Raw genomic sequence first — 17,157 nt, forward strand, 5'->3', positions numbered from 1 at the left:
GATCAGTAGCCAGCTTCGGCGGTCAAGTCCGAGGCGGCGGACGGCGTGTTCCCACGAACCTCGGAGATGTAAGACCTCAAGAACTGCAGGAAATAGAGCACCAGTCCGAGCAGCAGGATGATGCGGACGGGCCAGATGGTCACATGCACCAAACCGAACCTGAACTCCGATTGCTGGAAGGAGTCCACTGCTCGGATTCCTGTGGCATAGAGGAGGGCCAGGAGCGTCACCACACACAGCGCCCCGCCGGCCACACGAAGCCACTGCGCATGTCGTGGGTTCAGACGCGAGGTCAGGACGCTCGTCCTGACGTTCATGCCCGTTCTCTCTGACTGGGCAACCCCTAGGTAGACCGACGCCACCAGGAAGACCTCGGTGTACTCGAGGGTTCCCGGAATGCCTGCCCCGGTGCTCTTCCTGAAGGCCACGTCCGCGACCGTCATGAGCATGAGGACGAGGATCGAGGCCCCGGCCAGCCAGGCGGCGTAACGACTGACGTTGTCCAAGAGCTTGGTGAGCACGTGCGCCTCACTCAGACCGAGCAGCGCAGAGTTGCTCTCCGGGCGTGTAGTCAGCCGTCCCGGCGAGTGACCGTGCCGTCTCCGTGTAGGCCTTCTCGATCTGCGCGATGCTCTGCTCGGATGCGCCAGAACGCTTCGCGTTGTCTCGCCAGATCTGCATCGGGGCATCTCCGACCGCCTCGACGACGGCCGCCTTCTCTGCGTCGTCAGACGGCAGGATCACCACGCCACCCCCTGCTTCGAGCAACGCATCGCACGCCTCCTCTTCGCCGGCGGCGAGCATCGTGGGCAGCTCTTCGTAATAGGCTTCGGTTGCCTTCTCAAAGGCGTCCTGCACCTCGGGAGGCAGGTCGTTCCACCTGTTCTCGCCCATGATGACGCCCAAGCTGCTGCCGTAGTTTCCGAATGGCAGGTAATGCATCCAGGGCGCGACCTCTTCATATCCCTGTCCGATGACGGATTCGATAGACGTCCCGCCAATGCCGCCGATGACCCCTCGCTCGACGCTCTCGTAGATCTCCTCTGCCGCAAGGCTCACCGGTGAGGCACCCAGAGACTCGACTGCGGCAGACGCCGCGCCGATCACACGGATCTGCTTTCCTTCGAGCTCGGAGACAGAGGCCACCTTCTCGGGCATGGCGACGTTGGAGAGGTTCGCGACACCGTTCATGAACAGGATGTGGATGCCGGCATTTGCGGTCTCCTGCTGGAGCGCTTCGTTGCTCTCATAGAGGTCTCGCCACGCCAAGGCGTTGCCAACACTGTCCGTGTCAGTGACCGGCACGAACCCGATGTCCAGCAGGGGCAGGGTGCCCGGGTCATAAGCAGAGGCGAAGTACGCCATATCGGCGCGCCCGTCCGCTACGCCCGTCACGGTCTCCGTGGAGCTCAGGAGCGCTCCCGCGTAGTAGGTGTCCCACTGGACACGCCCGTCAGTCAGTTCGGTGACCTTGTCCATGTACCACTGGGCCTGTTGGTTCACCGCCGTATCCGGCGCGAGGGCACTCGAAAAGGTCAGCGTGAGTTCGTCACCCTCGCCTGAACCGGCGGAGGAACCTCCACACGCGGTTGCGACGAGGGCCACGCCCGTCAGGGCCGCGCCGAGCGCGTACGGCCGACGGCGGGAGGCCTGGATGCGGTTGCGCCTGGTGTTCATGAGAACTCCCTTGTTCTGAGATGGACTGACTGACTAGTCAGTCAGTCTGTACGGTAGCAACCGCAACGTCCCTTGACAAGAGCTTCTTTGTGGCGGTCCGAGTGCGCCCTCCCTGTCCATCCGTTCGGACGCCTCGCTGGAGGTGACTCATGGCGGCTGTGAGTCCCGGAGAGCGGGCGACAACCTGCGGTGCTCGGGTGGCACTTCGTCGGGGTGCGGCGGGCTGGCGTGCCGATGACGGGACGTTCCTGCCGCTTGTGGGATCCCTGCAAGGAGGCCACTGTTGATGAGTGAGGGCGGTTCAGTTCCGCCCAGCCGGCCCGCTGGACCGACGTTCGCCGACGTCGCCGCTGCAGACAAGGGACCATCGCGCAATGGAAGACGCGGGCTGACCTTCATCGCCTTCGCCGTAGGCATGACACGGTCCTACGGGCCTGACTCGCGCAGCGCCGAGGCGCCCGTGGCGCGGATGACCGCCACGGCCTTCGCGGCGCTCGCCGGGGTGGCTGCTGCAGCGTTCGCGACCGTCTCGCTCAGCATCGGATTTGGTCGAATCTTCGGCGACCCGGGGATCGAACAGGGGCGGGACCTCTTCCCCCAGCTGGGATACGTGATGCTCTTCGTGCCCGGCGCGGTCTGCGCGGGGCTCACCATTTTTCTCCTGGCTCGAGGGGCGGCGCGGATCCGGCAGCTGCCTCGATGGATGTGCGCTGCCGGGTACCTCGTCGGCCCGGCGCAGCTGTTCAGCTTCTACACGCTGCCCCTGCTTCTCGTGCCGCTCTGGGTGCTGGGGGCGAGTCTGACCCTTCGTCAGGCGCCCGCGGGCACGGAGTGTTGACGATGCTCAACGCGTTTCACTCCGCGTGGGCACGTGGCCTCACGCTCGCAGTCCCAGCCGGTACCACCGCGGGAGGGTCGTGTTCAGGGGCCATCCCAGGCCGGCGGCCTCGGTTGTGAGTCCCTGGAAGCATCCGATGTCGAGGAAGAAGTCGAACCTGCCCCCTGGCATCTCTTCTGAAAGTTGGGTGACGTCTCCCACGACGTAGGCAGCTCCGTGGGAGATGCCACGCCTAGCGGCCTGGATGGCAGCCGGAACGTAGTCGATGCCGACGGCGTGCCAGCCGCGTTTTGCCAGTTCACGTGTGTACAGGCCCCGCCCGCAGCCGAGGTCGAGCGCTCTGCCCAGGGGCCTCGTGCGGGGGAGCTCCTCCCGGTCGAGCACGGCTGAGATGCTCGGCTCGGCGATCTGTCGATATCGCTCCCATGGCCGGACCGCGAAGCGGTACAGGCGGTGGTAGTTCGTCATGCCAAACCTCGTCGTTCGACTGACTGACAGACTACGTGCGCCGGTCAGTGAAGCGGACTCCAGGAGTGAGTCGTATGCCGCGGGGCTGGGGTTGCAGGTCAACCCCGGCCCCGCGGCATACCCAGGTCTGACCGCTCCTTCTTGGCAAGCGGATCTCCGGCTCACCCTGTGAGGCACTGGTCTTCACTGAGCTCCGGTCATGCGGACGTGCGGGCGGCGTCGAGGCGCACGCAGGCGGCCCTATGGTCGGCTGACACGTGCTCCAGGGATGGCACGGTGGTGGCGCATTCGTCGGTGGCCAGCCAACACCGGGATCGGAACGCGCACCCGCTGGGAGGGTCGGTGGGACTGGGCACGTCGCCGCTGAGCCGGATCCGCTCGCGAGTGCTCCGCTCGCGGGGGTCGGTGACGGGGACCGAGGACAGGAGGGCCTGGGTGTAGGGGTGCCGCGGGTGGGTGAACACCTCGGCAGTGGGGCCCTCCTCGACGATGCGCCCGAGGTACATCACGGCGACGCGGTCGGCGATGCCTCGGACGACGGCTAAGTCGTGGGAGATGAACAGGTAGGCCAGCCCGAGTTCCCGCTGCAGGTGCTGCAGGAGGTCGAGGATCTGGGCCTGGACAGAGACGTCTAGGGCGGAGACGGGCTCGTCGCAGACCAGGATGCGTGGCGACACCGCCAGCGCGCGGGCGATGCACACCCGCTGGCGCTGTCCACCGGAGAACTCGTGGGGGTACCGGTGGCGGTGGGAGGCGTCGAGCCCCACCAGCTCGAGCAGCTCGACGACCTTGGCCTCGCGCTCGCCCCGCCGGACAAGACCGCCGTGGATCTCCAGTGGCTCGCGCAGCGACTGGCCGATGGTCAGCCGGGGGTTGAGCGCAGCGTACGGGTCCTGCAGGACGATCTGCACGTTCCGTCGGAACTCCCGCAGCTGACGGCCGCGGAGTGAGGAGACGTCCTGCTCCTCCAGCCTCATGCTGCCGGCGGTGGGACGGTCAAGCAGCGTGATCAGGGAGGCCAGGGTGCTCTTGCCGCAGCCACTTTCGCCGACGAGGGCAAGACACTCACCGGACCGCAGCTGCAGGTCCACGTCCTGGACCGCCTTCACCGTGCCCACGGTGCGACCGAGCCCGTCACGAACCGGGAAGTGGCGGGTGAGACCTCGGCCCGTCAGGGCGTCCTCGCCGGGACGGAGCGTGTCCGGGCGGGTCTGCATGAGATCAGTCATCGTCGGCTCCTTCGACATGGCAGGCCACCTGCTGCCCGCCCCCGACTGGGAGGAGGGCGGGGCGGACCTGGTGGCACTCGGGCACCGCGACAGGGCAGCGCTCTTGGAAGGCGCACCCGGTGGGCAGGTCGGCCGGGTCCGGTAGCGAACCGGCGATCGGCTGGTCGCGCCGGGCATGCGACACGGAGGGGGCCGTCTGCAGCAGGCCGCGGGTGTAGGGGTGCCGTGGGCGCACAAGGACCTGCTCGACCGTGCCCGCCTCGACGACCGAGCCGGCATACATCACGACGACCCGGTCGGCGATCTCTGCGGCAACACCGACGTCATGAGTGATGAAGAGCAGGCCCATGCCCTCCTCGCGAACCAACCCCAGCAGCAGGTCCAGGATCCCGGCCTGCACAGTCACATCGAGCGCGGTGGTCGGCTCGTCAGCGATGAGCACCTGGGGATGCAGCGCGAGCGCCATCGCGATGACGATCCGCTGTCGCATGCCACCGGAGAGCTGGTGCGGGTAGGCGCGGAACCGTCGGTCAGGGTCGGGGATCGCGACCTTGCGCATGAGCTGGATCGTCTCCTGTCGCGCCCTGCGCGTGGAGAGCTTCCCGTGAACCTGGAACATCTCGGCGATCTGGGCACCGACCGTGTGGACCGGGTTGAGCGCGCTGAGGGAGTCCTGGAAGACCATGCTGATGCGGCGCCCACGGGCTGCCTCGATCGCGCGCCCTGGTGGGAGGAGCTCAGTTCCGTCGAGCGTGATGCTGCCGGAGGCGATGTGGGCGTTGGGCTCGAGGAGCCCCATGGTCGCCCGGGCCGTGACCGACTTGCCTGATCCGGACTCACCCAGGACGACAACGCACTCGCCGGGAGCGACGTCCAGCTCGACGTTCGAGGCTGCGTGCACGACGGACCCCGACGGAGTGCGGAACTGCACCGACAGGTCACGGATGGAGACGCCGCGGCCCCGGGGCTTCGGTGCGTGAAGGTCCATGTCAGTGTGCCTTCGGGTCGACCGCGTCGCGCACTGCGTCGCCCAGCAGGACGAAGGCCAGCACCGTGACGGAGAGGAAGATGGAGGGATACAGCAGCAGGTGGGACGCGCTGTTGAAGTAGCTCTGGGCGGTGTTGAGCTGCACACCCCAGGAGATCGTCGGTGGTTGCAGTCCGACCCCTAGGAAGGTCAGTGACGCCTCGCCGGCGATGATGCCGGCGACCGACAGGCTGGCGAGCACCAGCACAGGCGCGAAGGCGTTCGGCAGGATGTGCCGCCGCAGGATGCGCAGGTCGCTGGCGCCCAGCGCCCTGGCTGCGCGCACGTACTCCGCGTTCTTGGCGACGATGACAGACGAGCGCATCACTCTGGTCATCGTCGGCCACGAGAAGGCCGCGAGCGCGGCGCACACCGTCCAGATGTTGCGCACACCCACCGCAGTGAGGATCACGATCGCCGCCACGATGAAGGGGAACCCGTAGAACACGTCGATCACCCGCCCCAGAACGGAGTCGACCACGCCGCCGTAGTAGCCGGCGATCGAACCCACTGCCACGGCGACCAGGACGGAGATCAGTGTGACGGCGATGCCGATGGTGATCGAGGGGCGGGCGCCATAGACGACCTGCGCGTAGAGGTCGCACCCCTGAATGTCGAAGCCAAAGGGGTGGCCTGGCGCCGCGCCGGAACCGCTGCGTGCGAGGTCGCAGGCGCGAGGGTCACCGTGCCCGAAGATGCCGGCGAAGGGAGCCGGCGCGACTGCCATGAGGACGAGGAGAGAGAGGGCCGTGGCGGAGATGACGAATCGGGGTCGCCGTAGCAGCTTCCGCAGGACGCCGCGTGGGCGTCCGGTGGTCTCGATGCTGACTTCGGCGGCGGTGGCACTAGACATGACGAGTCCTTGGGTCGAGCAGACCGTAGAGCAGATCGACGACGAGGTTGACGATGATGAAGATGGCTACCAGGAGGGTGGAGATGCCGACCACGACCGGGCCGTTCTGCTGCTGGATGGCCTGGAAGATCTCGTAACCGAGCCCGGGCAGGTTGAAGATCCCCTCGATGATGACCGCGCCGCCGAGGAGGAAACCGAGGTCGATACCGAGGTAGGTCACGACAGGCACGAGCGAGTTGCGCAGCACGTGGTGTCGGATGATCCGGCGACGCGGTATCCCCTTGGCGACTGCTGTCCGGACGTAGTCGGCCTGGAGGTTCTCGATCAAACTTGTTCGCGTCAGGCGGGCGGTGGTGGCTAGACCCAGGAGACCCAGGATGGTTGCCGGGAGCAGGTAGGAGGTCGGCCACCCCTGGGACGTGCCTGCAACCGGGAACCAACCGAGGTTGACACCGAGCACGATCTGCGCGGTGTAGCCGAGCACGAAGATCGGGACCGCGAACACGAGCGTGGTCACGATGGCCACCAGGGCATCGGGCAGCCGGCCCTGCCGCAGACCCGCCCAGATGCCGAGCGGGATGCCCACGACGATCTCGATCAGCCACGCGGTGATGGCCAGGCGGACCGTCGTGGGCCAGCTGGAGGCGATGATGTCGGACACGGCCCGTCCACTGAAGTCCTGGCCGAAGTCCCCTTGCAACAGCCCACCCATGTACTTCAGGTACTGCAGCCACAGGGGGTCGTTGAGGTTGTAGCGCTCGCGCAGGGCGGCAGCGACCGGCTCAGGGATCGTCCGCTGACCGCCGGCCATGGCCTGAATCGGATCGCCCGGGAGAGCAAATACCAGCGCGAAGATAAGGATGGTGGCGCCCAAGAGCACAGGCACCATCTGCAGCAGGCGCCGCAGGGCGTACTGGATCATCGCTCCTCTTCCAGGTGGGTGGGCGCGGTGGGGCCGGTGGTCCCACCGCGCCCATGTCGCGCTTAGTTCGTGACCTGGACCGTGGTCAGGTCACCCAGGCCGGCGAGGCCGACGGGGACATCGGCCAGCCGCTCCGACCAGGCCGCGGTGTAGAGGCCGTGGTAGACGGGCATGATCGGCATGTCTTCCCACAGCAGCCGCTCAGCCTCCTGGTAGATGGCCTGGCTCTGCTCGAAGTCCAGTCCGTCGGCCTTCTCCATCAGAGCGTTGAACTCGTCGTTGGCGTAGTCGTTGTCGTTTGAGGTGCCGGTCGCGGAGACCACGGGCTCGAGGAATGCTGCGACGTGGGGGAAGAACGCGCCCCAGTAGGCGAGGTAGGGACCACCCGTCTCGTGACCGGCGACGGCCTCAGCGAACTGTGCCCACGGCTGCACCTGGAAGGTGATCTCCTCAATGCCCAGGTTGGTGCGCAGCTGGTTGGCGATCGCCTGGAGCAGTTGGTCGGTGGCCGGGTCCTGGTAGGCCCAGAGAACGAGGTCACCCTCCCAGCCGCCGGCCTCCTCGAGCAGCGCCTTCGCGCCCTCGGGGTCGTAAACGCAGGCGGCGCAGGCGTCCTGTTGGTTGCCCGCCGCGGACTCCGGTGCGATGCTCGTCGCCGGCACGCCGGCGTCCCGCAGTATCGAGGAGGTGAGGGTCTCCCTGTCGATCGCCATCGAGAACGCCTTGCGGACACGGGCGTCGGAGAACTGGTCCTCCCAGAGCGGGAAGCCGAAGTAGTTCAGGTTGGGGATGGACGAGGCTGCTGTCCGACCCTCCAGCCGCTGGTTGGCGTCGCCGAGCCGGTCGCCCGGCACCGGGTAGACCACGTCCACGTTCCCTGCGAGCAAGTCGTTGTATGCGGTGCCCATGTCGGTGTAGGGCACGAAGGTAATGCCCTGTGCCAGAGCGGGTTCGCCCCCGTAGTTGTCGTAGCGTACGAGCTCGAGCGGCTGGTTGACCGCATAGTCGCCCTTGATCGCGTAGGGACCGTTTCCGATAGGTGCCTTGTCGAAGGCCTCGGGGTCCTCGAAGGCCTCCTCCGGCAGCGGCGCGAAGGCCCAGTTGGTCGTGAGATAGGGGAACAGGCCGTATGGCTTGCTCAGGGTGACCTCTAGCGTGTCCTCGTCGACTACCTGGACGCCGGACAACGTGTCGGTGGTGGCCGTGCCCTCAGAGGGGTTGAGTTCGTCGTAGCCCTCGATCATCGCAAAGGCGTTGTTCTGCACGTAGGCGTTTGCGCCCAGGGCTGCGGCGTTCCACGCGTCGGCGTAGTTCTGGGCGGTGACCGGTTCGCCGTTGTGGAAGGTCCATCCCTCCTGCAGCTCGATGGTCCAGGTCTGCTGGTCCTCGGAGGTGACGGACTTGGCAGCGTGCGGCTCGAACTCGCCCGTCTGGTCGTTGATGGCCAGCGGCGGCGCGAAGAGCAGCATCATCTCCTTGGCGGCCCAGGAGTTGCCTGGGGTCAGGTGCTGGGGGTCACTGCTCGCCACGGAGAAGGTGCCGCCCTCGGCGGCGGGCTCGGCAGCGCCCTCGTCGCTGCAGGCGGCGAGAAGCAGTGTGGCGGTCGCGGCGAGAGCCAGGGCAGCCCGGGTGCGGCGGGTCGACGTTGTCATGCGGATTCCTCTGGAGAAGTGGGACGGGTGGGGGTTGGCTGGAAGCCGAGCGAACTGGCGGCGAAGGTAAGGACCGCGGTGCGCTCGTCGATCTGCTCGGAGAGCGAGCGGCCCGTGAAGTGGCCGGCATCGCGCGAGACACGTAGGAGGACCGGGTCGTCGCCGCCCTGAGCGTGGCGGAGCCGCTCGAAGAAGGCGTAGCTGTGCGGTCCGGGTGGGACGCGGTCATCCCTGTCCGCGGTGAGGAGGAGGGTGGCAGGGTAGGCCTCACCGTCACGCAGCGAGTGCAGCGGCGAGCACTGCTCCAGGTCCGCGCGCTGCTCCGGGATCTCGAGGTCGCCGAACTCCTGGACCCACCCGTGCCCTGCGGTGAAGAGGTGGAAGCGCAAGAGGTCGAGAACAGCGACTTCCGGCACGACCCCGGCGAAGAGGTCAGGACGCTGCGTCATAGCCGCCGCAACCATGAGGCCGCCGTTGGACATGCCGTTGGTGACGACGCCTCGTGGGCCGCACCAGCCGTGCTCCGAGAACCACGACGCGCAGGCGACCAGGTCGTCGACACCGCGCTGCTTGTGGGGCGTGGTCGCCGAGAGGTGCCAGTGCGAGCCGAGCTCGCCGCCCCCGCGGATGCCGGCCAGGGCCAGGACGCCTCCTGCCTCGACCCAGGCCCGTTGCCAAGGCTGGTAACCGCTGGCCAGGAAGTGTTGGCCGTAGCCGCCGTAGGTGAGGAGCAGGACCGCCGCCGAGCCGTCCGCCGTCGTTGAAGCCTGACGGAAGATGCGCAGTGGCACCCTTGTGCCATCGGCGCTGGTGGCCCACACCAACTCGGTGACCACGGGCACCGTCGTCTCGCTGCCCCACCGTAGGAGCTCCGTGGTGGTGCCGGACTCCGCATCGTGGACAAGCACGGCCTGGGGGCCGAGGGGGAGTTGGATGTGCACGAGCATCCGGTGGTCGCCGGGGATCGTCTCCTCGACAGACGTGATGAAGGCTCCGGTGGGCATCTCCACCCGGGTGGTGGTGCCGCCGGGCAGGTCGTGGCTCTCCAGGGCACTCTCTTCGAGACCGTGCCGCACAGTGAAGAGGCGGGACCCGACCAGGCGAGTGTCGTTGGCCTCCAGTGGCGTTGATGCCTCCGGCACCACTGTGCGGCGGACCCCGGTGGCCAGGCAAACAGCCTCTACCGCGCCGTCCGGTGCCTCGACGCTGGTTGCGACGAGGAGCTCGTCGCCGTGCAGTCCGACGACGGTAGTCGGTCCCTCCCCATCGATCACCGTGCTCCATGCGCCGGAGTCAGGATCACGGACGTGAATCCGCGCAGGGGCGATCCCGACAGCCTCCTCGACCACGAGGCGGCGCCCGCCGTCGAATGCTCTGGGGAACATCCAGGTGGCGGTATCGCGCGAGAGCAGTACCTGATCCTCGTCCTGGGGCGTGGTGAGGGTGTGCAGACGGATGCTGGTGCCGCCGTTCGGCGCGAGGAGCTCCTGACCGGCGGGCGGTGCCGGGAACTGTAGGTAGGCGCACGTACCCGTCCCGGTCCAGGCCAGAGTCGTGGCCTTCAAACCGGTGAGAACCTCGGGTAGCGCCTCACGGGTGGTGAGGTCGAGGAAGTGGACGGTAGCCCAGTCGGCACCACCGACGATGGTCGACCAAACCAGCACGGTGCCGCTGGGATTGAGCTGAATCGATGTGATCGCCACGGAACCGTCCGGCGATAGGAGGGAGGCGTCGATGAGCCGCTCACTGCCCGCCCCGGTCACGACAAAGACCGAGGCCTGTGCCTCTCCGGACGGCCGGCGGAGCTCGTAGCGGTGCTCGCCGAAGGCCAGTACGGCCAGGACAGCATCCTCGGACAGCAGGGAGGTGAGCTCACGACGGAACCAGGGCTCAGAGGGTTGCTCGGATAACCACCGACGCGCCGCGGCATCGACAGGCTCCATCCAGGCAACGACCTCAGGCCTCGTGTGGTCGTCGAAGACGTCGACGCCCGTGAGCTCATCGACGGTCGCCGTAGCGGGGTCTAGGGACATGCAAGGGACTTAACCATCTACGGAGGTTTCGGTCAATACCGAAATGTGTAAGGATTCGGCATGCTCGAGTGTCGACTGCGCCGGAACAGGAGAAGATGACCACATGAGCGTCAACGAGGACACAGACAGAGGCACGGGCGAGGGCGCAGGTGATCCGCGGGCTGAGTTCGTCGACGCTATGGGATTGCTCGTTGAGGAAGCAGGGTGGCTGCCGAGAATGAGTGGGCGGGTGCTTGCCTGGCTGCTCGTGGCGGGCGAGCCCCAGACCCAGGCAGATATCGGACGCCGGGTGAACGCGAGCGCGGCCACCATGTCGACGGTGACCCGCAGCCTCCTGGACAAGCGCCTGATCCGGCGGGTGGCTCGGCAGGGCCAACACGCGACATACCTCATGGTGCGTGAGGACGCCTGGCTCCTGATGGAAGAAGACGGGCTGCGCACCGTCCGTCGTTACCGGGAGCTGGCGGAGGGTGTGGAACACGCAGTTCCGGACGTCGGCCCCAAGGCGACCCTGCACATCCAGTTGATGAAGGAGTTCTTCACCCTGACCGAAGAACGCATCGTCGAGCAGATCCGTCAGGTCGAAGAACTGCATGAGCGCTTGCTGCGGGAACCACCAGAACGGACTGCGCCGTAGCCAAGAGAGAACCGGCGCGCACATCCATTCGCATCGGGTTCTGAAAAGTTTCGGGTACTCGTCGTCGCGCCCTTTGCCTCCTTCGGCGCGAGGGCTATATGTCTTCCTTGACGCATTACGTTGACGGGGTGACGGGGAACGGGATCGTGTGCCGCTCGCCATTCTGGAGATCAACGAAGAGGTGAAGTGTGGCTCCGTGCTCCTTGCTGCTGGCCGTGGAGCGGAGCACCTGCATGTCGAGGAACCAGTCGGCCTTGCGGCCCCCCTCAAGCACGTGGGGCAACGGAGTGCTGTCCCTTGCCAGGGGGTACCCGGTGTCGGGCTCTGAGCTGTAGTACCCGTAGGCCGGACCCTCCGGTGAGTACCAGGACCCAACGTCGTCCACAGTGCATGGGCCTCGGCCCGTGTTTCGGATTTGGAGCTGGGCCCATTGGGAGCCATCTGCGGCCGACACATGGATCACCTTGAGTGAGACGATGTGGCCCGACGACACCCAACGCTCCTGTTCCTCTGCACGCTCGCGCTGCCGTTGCTCGCGGTCACGTCGCTGCGACGAGAGGGTCCACATCACGTTGAAGATCGCCACCAGGATCGTGACGATCATGGCGATGGCCTCAAGATAGCCCACGACCAATCAGGTTACGCCTCGCGAGTGGTGGGCGGTCGAGCCCCGTGCCGGGCGGTGCAACCTACGGCGCATGGATGGGAATGAACTTGTTCGTGCCGGAATGGCGTTCGACCTGGCGTATGCCGCCGGGCTGGGGTTGCAGATCAAGCCAGCCCCACGGCATACCCGGGGTAGGGGTGCCAGGACCACCGCGCCTGGCTGGTCACCTCACGGTCCGCTCCCGGCACGCGACTACCGGGCATGACGACCTATGTTCTCGAGGCCATCGACCCGGCCGAACTCTCACTCGTGCGTGCCCATCGGGTCGACGCCCACGGCAATGCGGTCACGGTGTTCGCGTCCCTCCACGGAGGTGTGCAGCTGCGTTGCTGCCTGGAGCTGAGCGAGCGCGGGGACCGAGTGGCCACCATCGCCCACGCGCCGCTGGGGGTGCCGGGTCCCTACCGGGAGGTCGGTCCGGTGTTCGTCCACGCCGAGGCGTGCCCAGGGCGCCCGCCCGGGCCGGAGGTCCCCGACTGGTTCGCCGACGCGCCCCGGGTGCTGCGTGCCTACACCTCCGCGGGCACGATGCACCACCCTGCGAATCGCGTGGTCGAGACCGGTCAGAGCGTCGCCGAAGCGCTCGCCGCGATATTCGACGACCCCGCGGTCACCGAGGTGCACATCCGGAATCTCGTCGCCCAGTGCTTCATCGCCCGCGCGGCGCGGCAGTGGCCAGCTTAAGGACCACGCAGCCCTCGCCCGGTTCGCGGCGGATGATGCACTCCGGAACGAGCGACCGGCGGCATGTGCGGATGTTTGTGCTCACCGCGAGGGCGGCACCGTGATTTGCCCTAGGCTTCTGCCCTCGTGGTCGACGACCGTCAACCCCTGGGACCGACGGCCGGGCCAGGCGACGACCACTCTCCCGTGCCACGGAACTGCAATCTGTCGATCTTCAATGTCGATACGGGCGACGTCCCCGCTCACCCGTATCGTGCTTTGGTTGATCCACCGCCCCGGGTGGGCCAAAACGTCTTGGCGCGGCCGTCCAAAGTGCCGCCAGTGCCTTCCAAGGACAGGATCCCAGGATCGATACCCCGCGTCGCGGGTAGTCCCGCGGGAAGCTCTGCAGGCCGGTTGTCGAGATGCAGCGAAGTTCGCACAAACGCCCTGTGTATGCGGCAATAGTCTGACGTGATCAATAGCGCAGAGTCCGAAGTCGCACGCCAGTCATCGGTCCCCACATCACGGCCGAAACCGACGACACCAACCGGGCCTCACACCTGGTGGCTCTCAACCACGGCGGGACAGCCGTAGCAAACTGCCATCGAATGGGAGAGACCGAAATGTCTCCCAGCCAGCGGCGCTCCGGTGAGCAAGCCAGGGTCGCCTGGGGACTGCCGATGAAGATGGTCATGGCCGACAGGCAGATCGCGATCGTGCCCCTGGAGGCAGCGCCGGAGGCCATCGAGGTCGCCGCTGTCGTGCACCCGTCCGCCCTGCTTGACTCTCTGGTCATGTTATTCGACATGTTGGGGGCAGGAGCCACCCCAATCGGCGATCCGCGCTGCCTCCCAGCGGGACCAACCAGGGATGGACGGTCCGACATCCCAGCGAGCTCCGGTGGCAACGACCAGCAAGGACAAGTCCTCACACTGTTCGCTGCTGGGCTGACTGCCAAGGCGGTGGCCCGGCAGCTCGGGGTCACCGAACGCACTGTGCAATGCAACGGTGGGTCAAGCAGATGATGACCGACTACGGGGCACGCACCCGTATCCAGCTTGGGTTCAAACTGAGCCCGCCAGAGGCGGCGCAACCACGCGCCTGAGGCTGGGGTGGATGCGGCCGGAGGCCGCCTTCCGGTCGCTGTCAAGCGACCGGAAGGCGGCCTCCGTGGGGCTGTCCGTCACTGCCCGGACCGCCACCTACCGACAGTTTCTACCCGAGATTCGCTGTTCCGAGGAGTTGCGCCTGGTTGCGGGCCTGGGCCGAACGCTGCTGGATCTGGGCGTCGGTCTCAGCGGTGCGGTCAGCCTCTTGGTAGGTGCCCATCCTGGTGGCTGCGGGCTCCAGGTCCGCACACTGACCGGTGTCCCCGCCCCGGATCAGCGATGGAGGCCTGCGCAGTGGCACCGGCCAGGCCGAGCGCTCCCACCGCGACCAGCAGGACCCGTCGCCGGGATCGGCGGGCACTTGTTGTCGTATTCATCATGCGATTCTCCTCGGGTCATGGTTGCTCGTGGCTCTCCAGGGTGTGTCAGGGGCGGAGCGCGTAGGCACGGATGACCTCCTGCTCGATGGTGTTGCCATCGACGTCGGTGGCTTCCACCTTGATCGAGGCGTGGGTGCCACCACCGCTGCGGTCCGCGACGAGCTCGAAGCCGTCCGGGGTGGAGCGCACCGGACGCTTGATCCAGGTCGCACCGTCGTCGTAGGACAACCACGCCCTGACCTCCTCGATCTCCGGCTCGTCCAGCCCGTAGGGCATGCGCACATCCAGTCCGATGGTGAACGGACCCTTGACCTTGCTGGGGTGCAACGCCGTGTTCGTCAGGTCGAGCGGGATGTCGTAGTCGATCTGCAACAACGGCAGCGTCTCCGCAGTGTCAGTGGTCGCGCTGTCGAACTCCCACGCCGTGTGGGTCTGCGTGGACGTGGTCCACAAGTCGTTCTCACGGTGGACGTCGAGCTCGAACCGCAACCGGGACTGCTGGGCCACCGGGATGGTGCCGAAGGCACGCGGACCCGTGGCGTAGAGCTCACCGTCCTGGTAGAGGCGGAAGTGTGCGCCCTCCGTGGCATCGAAGGGGTTGAGGCTGCCATAGTGCACGCCCTCTCCGGGGTTGGAGTCACTGAACTCGAAGATGTGCACGTTCAGGGTGTTGCCCAACCGCGAGGTGGGCAGCCTCGATGCCGTGTACTCGTTCCCTTCGAGCGGACTCGGGGTCCGGGGCGAGGCGAGCCAGCTCTGCTCCAGCTCCGCGCCGGGCTCGAACCCGGTCTCCGGTTCCGAGAGCCTCCCACCGGAGGAACTGCTGGCCATGACGACCTGGGTGAAGCGGACCTCGTTGGCGGAGAAGACCTCGGCGCGCTCCGACGGCGCCGGGACGGGCTCGAACAGCGCCAGGGCCATGCCCTCCCACGGGAACCGGGACGGGACCGAGCGACGGTAGGTCTGGTCGGGGCTGTCGCTGTGGTAAGCCGTTTTCACGGTGGCGGTGTTCGTGCTGTTCACCTCGTAGGTGGTGTCGGCAGGGATGGCACCGTCCTCCGGGAAGGCGAGGGTCATGTAGGCCTCCGGGCTGCTGACCTCGAACTTCGTCCCGAAGCTGAACCCACCGAGGGTGACGGGCTCGGTCGGCGACACGTAGTACGGCCAGTCGCCACCGATCCAGGTCTGCGTGAGGTTTCCGGACTCCTCGCCGGTACGGCGGTACTGGATGGCGTGGCTGACGACCTCGGCGTCCTCGTAGGACGACTCGGGGGTGACCTCGACGGCCTCACGTGCGTCGAAGGTGAGGTGCGTGTCAGCCGTGACCTCGATCTCCGGGTCACCCATGAGCGCCTGGCTCGAGTAGTCGGCGTCCTCCCCCTCGGTCCTGATCATGGACATCACGCTGTAGGTGCCCGGAGGGACCTGGATGGTGGCGACACCATCGACAAAGGCGGTGCTGGAGCGACGGAAGTCGCTGAAGTTGGTCGCGTCGAGGACGGCCACCTGGCTGCCGGCGGCGGCGGGCTCGCCGTCGCGCTGGATACCCTCGACGGTGATGTCATAGACCTCGCTCTCCTTGATGAAGCCGGCGGGCGTGCTGGAGATCCGGTTGCCGTCCGCGTCCGTCGCCAGGAGTTGACCGCTGAAGGTCCCTTCACCACCCAGCGTCCGGTCGAGCGTCACGCTGACCTGCGCGGAGGATCCGGGCGCGAGGTCCAGGGAGGACGGCGCCACGGTGAGCATGCCCGCCGGTGCGGCCTTACCCTCATCGTCCACGAGCCTGGTCCCCAGGTCGAGGGAGACGGACTCCTCACCGAGGTTGGTGTAGGTCAGCTCCCTGGTCACCGGGGCCGCGTCGTCGTGCGGGTACTCGAAGTTGCCCATACTCAAGGTGGACGGCGTGGTGACCACCGACGTCTTCATGGCCTGAGCGAGGTCGAGCTCACCGCCGCCCTGCTCGAAGACCGAGTCCGAGGAGTTGGGGGTGGCCGAGTTGACGAGGGCGCTCTTGAGTTGCGCGGGCGTCCAGTCGGGGTGCTCCTGCTTGAGCAGGGCCACCGCGCCGGCGACGTGGGGCGACGCCATCGAAGTTCCGCTCGTGGAGGTGTAAAAGTCGTCAACAGGAGAGCCCATCGACGTCCCGGACGAACGGGCGGCCTTGATCCCGACGCCGGGGGCGGTGATCTCCGGCTTGATGGCGAAGTCGCCCAGACGCGGGCCACGACTCGAGAAGTAGGCGAGCTCGTGCTCCTTGTCGACCGCGCCGACGGTCAGCGCGGCGTCCGCGCTGGCCGGGGCGGTCAGCGTCGAGCTACGCGGGCCGTCGTTGCCTGCAGAGACCACGAAGAGCACCCCGTGTTCCTCGGTGAGCTCGTTGACCGCCAGGCTCAACGGGTCGGTGCCGTCGGTGTACCCGCCACCGAGGGACATGTTGATCACATCGGCGTCACCCTCGCCGGCGGCCCACTCCATGCCGGCGATGATGTCCGAGTCGGCGCCGCTGCCGCTGTCATCCATGACCTTGCCGATGACGAGGCCCGCTCCCGGGGCCACACCCTTGCGCAACCCGTCGGATGCCGCGCCGGTGCCGGCAGCGATCGATGCCACGTGCGTGCCGTGACCGTGCCCGTCCTGCACCGACTCCTCGGCACTGAAGTTCTTCGACGCGACGACCTTGTCGGCGACGTCGGGGTGCCGGAGGTCGATGCCGGTGTCCAGCACGCCGACCTTCATGCCGGTCCCGGTGTAGCCGGCCGCCCACATCGTGGGGGCACCGGTCTGCGGGACGCTCTCCTCCAGGGAGACCTTGACCTTCTCGTCGAGCCAGATCCGCTCCACGCCGGCCAGGCCGTCGACAGTGATGTCGGGCGTGGACCCACTGGAGTTGCGCCCCTGCGTGTCTGGGGTTGACCCCGTTTCGTGGACATCGGTTAAGCGGCTTGGTCTGCCGCGGTGGTGAGCTGGTGCTCGAAGGCTACCGGGTTGATCTGGCCGAG

Annotated in this window: 14 protein-coding genes; 3 read left to right on the plus strand and 11 right to left on the minus strand. The window is 67.1% G+C overall.

The features are described 5' to 3' along the window. Nucleotides 1-2 precede the first annotated feature (2 nt). On the minus strand, nt 3-521 hold the full coding sequence (locus tag DA085_RS18080) for a TRAP transporter small permease subunit (RefSeq protein WP_161958547.1): 519 nt from the start codon (nt 519-521) through the stop codon (nt 3-5). 7 nt (nt 522-528) lie between these two features. Continuing rightward, nucleotides 529-1,677: a TRAP transporter substrate-binding protein DctP gene (dctP, locus tag DA085_RS18085; RefSeq protein ID WP_109474389.1), complete on the minus strand. Its 1,149-nt coding sequence runs from the start codon at nt 1,675-1,677 to the stop codon at nt 529-531. A gap of 286 nt (nt 1,678-1,963) precedes the next feature. Between dctP and DA085_RS18090 the strand changes: the two genes are divergently transcribed. Beyond that, the gene (locus DA085_RS18090; protein WP_154402252.1) at nt 1,964-2,515 is read left to right on the plus strand and encodes a hypothetical protein; all 552 of its coding nucleotides are present in this window, start codon (nt 1,964-1,966) and stop codon (nt 2,513-2,515) included. A gap of 39 nt (nt 2,516-2,554) precedes the next feature. Here the strand turns inward: DA085_RS18090 and DA085_RS18095 are convergent, their stop codons facing one another. The 7 genes from DA085_RS18095 to DA085_RS18125 form a co-directional block, all read right to left on the minus strand. Continuing rightward, nucleotides 2,555-2,983, minus strand: a complete 429-nt coding sequence (locus DA085_RS18095) for a class I SAM-dependent methyltransferase (RefSeq protein WP_109474391.1) — start codon at nt 2,981-2,983, stop codon at nt 2,555-2,557. Between the two features lie 197 nt (nt 2,984-3,180). Further along, nucleotides 3,181-4,212 (minus strand): ABC transporter ATP-binding protein, encoded by a 1,032-nt coding sequence (locus DA085_RS18100; protein WP_237565596.1) that lies wholly within the window; start codon nt 4,210-4,212, stop codon nt 3,181-3,183. Beyond that, a complete protein-coding gene (locus tag DA085_RS18105; protein WP_109474392.1) occupies nt 4,205-5,200 on the minus strand; it encodes an ABC transporter ATP-binding protein in 996 nt (331 codons plus the stop codon). Before DA085_RS18105 ends, DA085_RS18100 begins: the two co-directional genes overlap by 8 nt. A gap of 1 nt (nt 5,201) precedes the next feature. Then, complete coding sequence (locus tag DA085_RS18110; RefSeq protein ID WP_109474393.1) at nt 5,202-6,092, minus strand: ABC transporter permease; 891 nt, start codon at nt 6,090-6,092, stop codon at nt 5,202-5,204. Beyond that, nucleotides 6,085-7,014 (minus strand): ABC transporter permease, encoded by a 930-nt coding sequence (locus DA085_RS18115; protein WP_109474394.1) that lies wholly within the window; start codon nt 7,012-7,014, stop codon nt 6,085-6,087. Before DA085_RS18115 ends, DA085_RS18110 begins: the two co-directional genes overlap by 8 nt. Nucleotides 7,015-7,076: 62 nt before the next feature. Then, nucleotides 7,077-8,666, minus strand: a complete 1,590-nt coding sequence (locus DA085_RS18120; RefSeq protein ID WP_109474395.1) for a peptide ABC transporter substrate-binding protein — start codon at nt 8,664-8,666, stop codon at nt 7,077-7,079. Further along, nucleotides 8,663-10,699, minus strand: coding sequence for a prolyl oligopeptidase family serine peptidase (locus DA085_RS18125; protein ID WP_109474396.1), 2,037 nt, complete (start codon nt 10,697-10,699; stop codon nt 8,663-8,665). Before DA085_RS18125 ends, DA085_RS18120 begins: the two co-directional genes overlap by 4 nt. A 103-nt stretch (nt 10,700-10,802) precedes the next feature. Here DA085_RS18125 and DA085_RS18130 point away from each other — a divergent pair, with 103 nt between their 5' ends. Further along, nucleotides 10,803-11,336 (plus strand): GbsR/MarR family transcriptional regulator, encoded by a 534-nt coding sequence (locus DA085_RS18130; RefSeq protein ID WP_109474397.1) that lies wholly within the window; start codon nt 10,803-10,805, stop codon nt 11,334-11,336. Nucleotides 11,337-11,451: 115 nt separating this feature from the next. Here the strand turns inward: DA085_RS18130 and DA085_RS18135 are convergent, their stop codons facing one another. Further along, nucleotides 11,452-11,964, minus strand: a complete 513-nt coding sequence (locus DA085_RS18135; protein WP_109474398.1) for a hypothetical protein — start codon at nt 11,962-11,964, stop codon at nt 11,452-11,454. Nucleotides 11,965-12,204: 240 nt separating this feature from the next. Between DA085_RS18135 and DA085_RS18140 the strand changes: the two genes are divergently transcribed. Continuing rightward, nucleotides 12,205-12,687, plus strand: a complete 483-nt coding sequence (locus DA085_RS18140; RefSeq protein ID WP_109474399.1) for a DUF1203 domain-containing protein — start codon at nt 12,205-12,207, stop codon at nt 12,685-12,687. A gap of 1,516 nt (nt 12,688-14,203) precedes the next feature. Here DA085_RS18140 and DA085_RS18155 read toward each other — a convergent pair. After that, entirely contained in the window at nt 14,204-16,999 is a 2,796-nt protein-coding gene (locus DA085_RS18155; RefSeq protein WP_109474402.1) for a S8 family peptidase, read from the minus strand. Nucleotides 17,000-17,157 lie beyond the last annotated feature (158 nt).

Origin of the sequence: Ornithinimicrobium cavernae (assembly GCF_003121625.1) — a bacterium.
Lineage (GTDB): Bacteria > Actinomycetota > Actinomycetes > Actinomycetales > Dermatophilaceae > Ornithinicoccus > Ornithinicoccus cavernae.

Coding starts and splice junctions, on each gene's coding strand:
- DA085_RS18090 (WP_154402252.1), top strand. CDS start 1,964: ATGAGTGAGGGCGGTTCAGTTCCGCCCAGCCGGCCCGCTGGACCGACG.
- dctP (WP_109474389.1), bottom strand. CDS start 1,677: ATGAACACCAGGCGCAACCGCATCCAGGCCTCCCGCCGTCGGCCGTAC.
- DA085_RS18095 (WP_109474391.1), bottom strand. CDS start 2,983: ATGACGAACTACCACCGCCTGTACCGCTTCGCGGTCCGGCCATGGGAG.
- DA085_RS18140 (WP_109474399.1), top strand. CDS start 12,205: ATGACGACCTATGTTCTCGAGGCCATCGACCCGGCCGAACTCTCACTC.
- DA085_RS18120 (WP_109474395.1), bottom strand. CDS start 8,666: ATGACAACGTCGACCCGCCGCACCCGGGCTGCCCTGGCTCTCGCCGCG.
- DA085_RS18115 (WP_109474394.1), bottom strand. CDS start 7,014: ATGATCCAGTACGCCCTGCGGCGCCTGCTGCAGATGGTGCCTGTGCTC.
- DA085_RS18105 (WP_109474392.1), bottom strand. CDS start 5,200: ATGGACCTTCACGCACCGAAGCCCCGGGGCCGCGGCGTCTCCATCCGT.
- DA085_RS18130 (WP_109474397.1), top strand. CDS start 10,803: ATGAGCGTCAACGAGGACACAGACAGAGGCACGGGCGAGGGCGCAGGT.
- DA085_RS18125 (WP_109474396.1), bottom strand. CDS start 10,699: ATGTCCCTAGACCCCGCTACGGCGACCGTCGATGAGCTCACGGGCGTC.
- DA085_RS18100 (WP_237565596.1), bottom strand. CDS start 4,212: ATGACTGATCTCATGCAGACCCGCCCGGACACGCTCCGTCCCGGCGAG.
- DA085_RS18110 (WP_109474393.1), bottom strand. CDS start 6,092: ATGTCTAGTGCCACCGCCGCCGAAGTCAGCATCGAGACCACCGGACGC.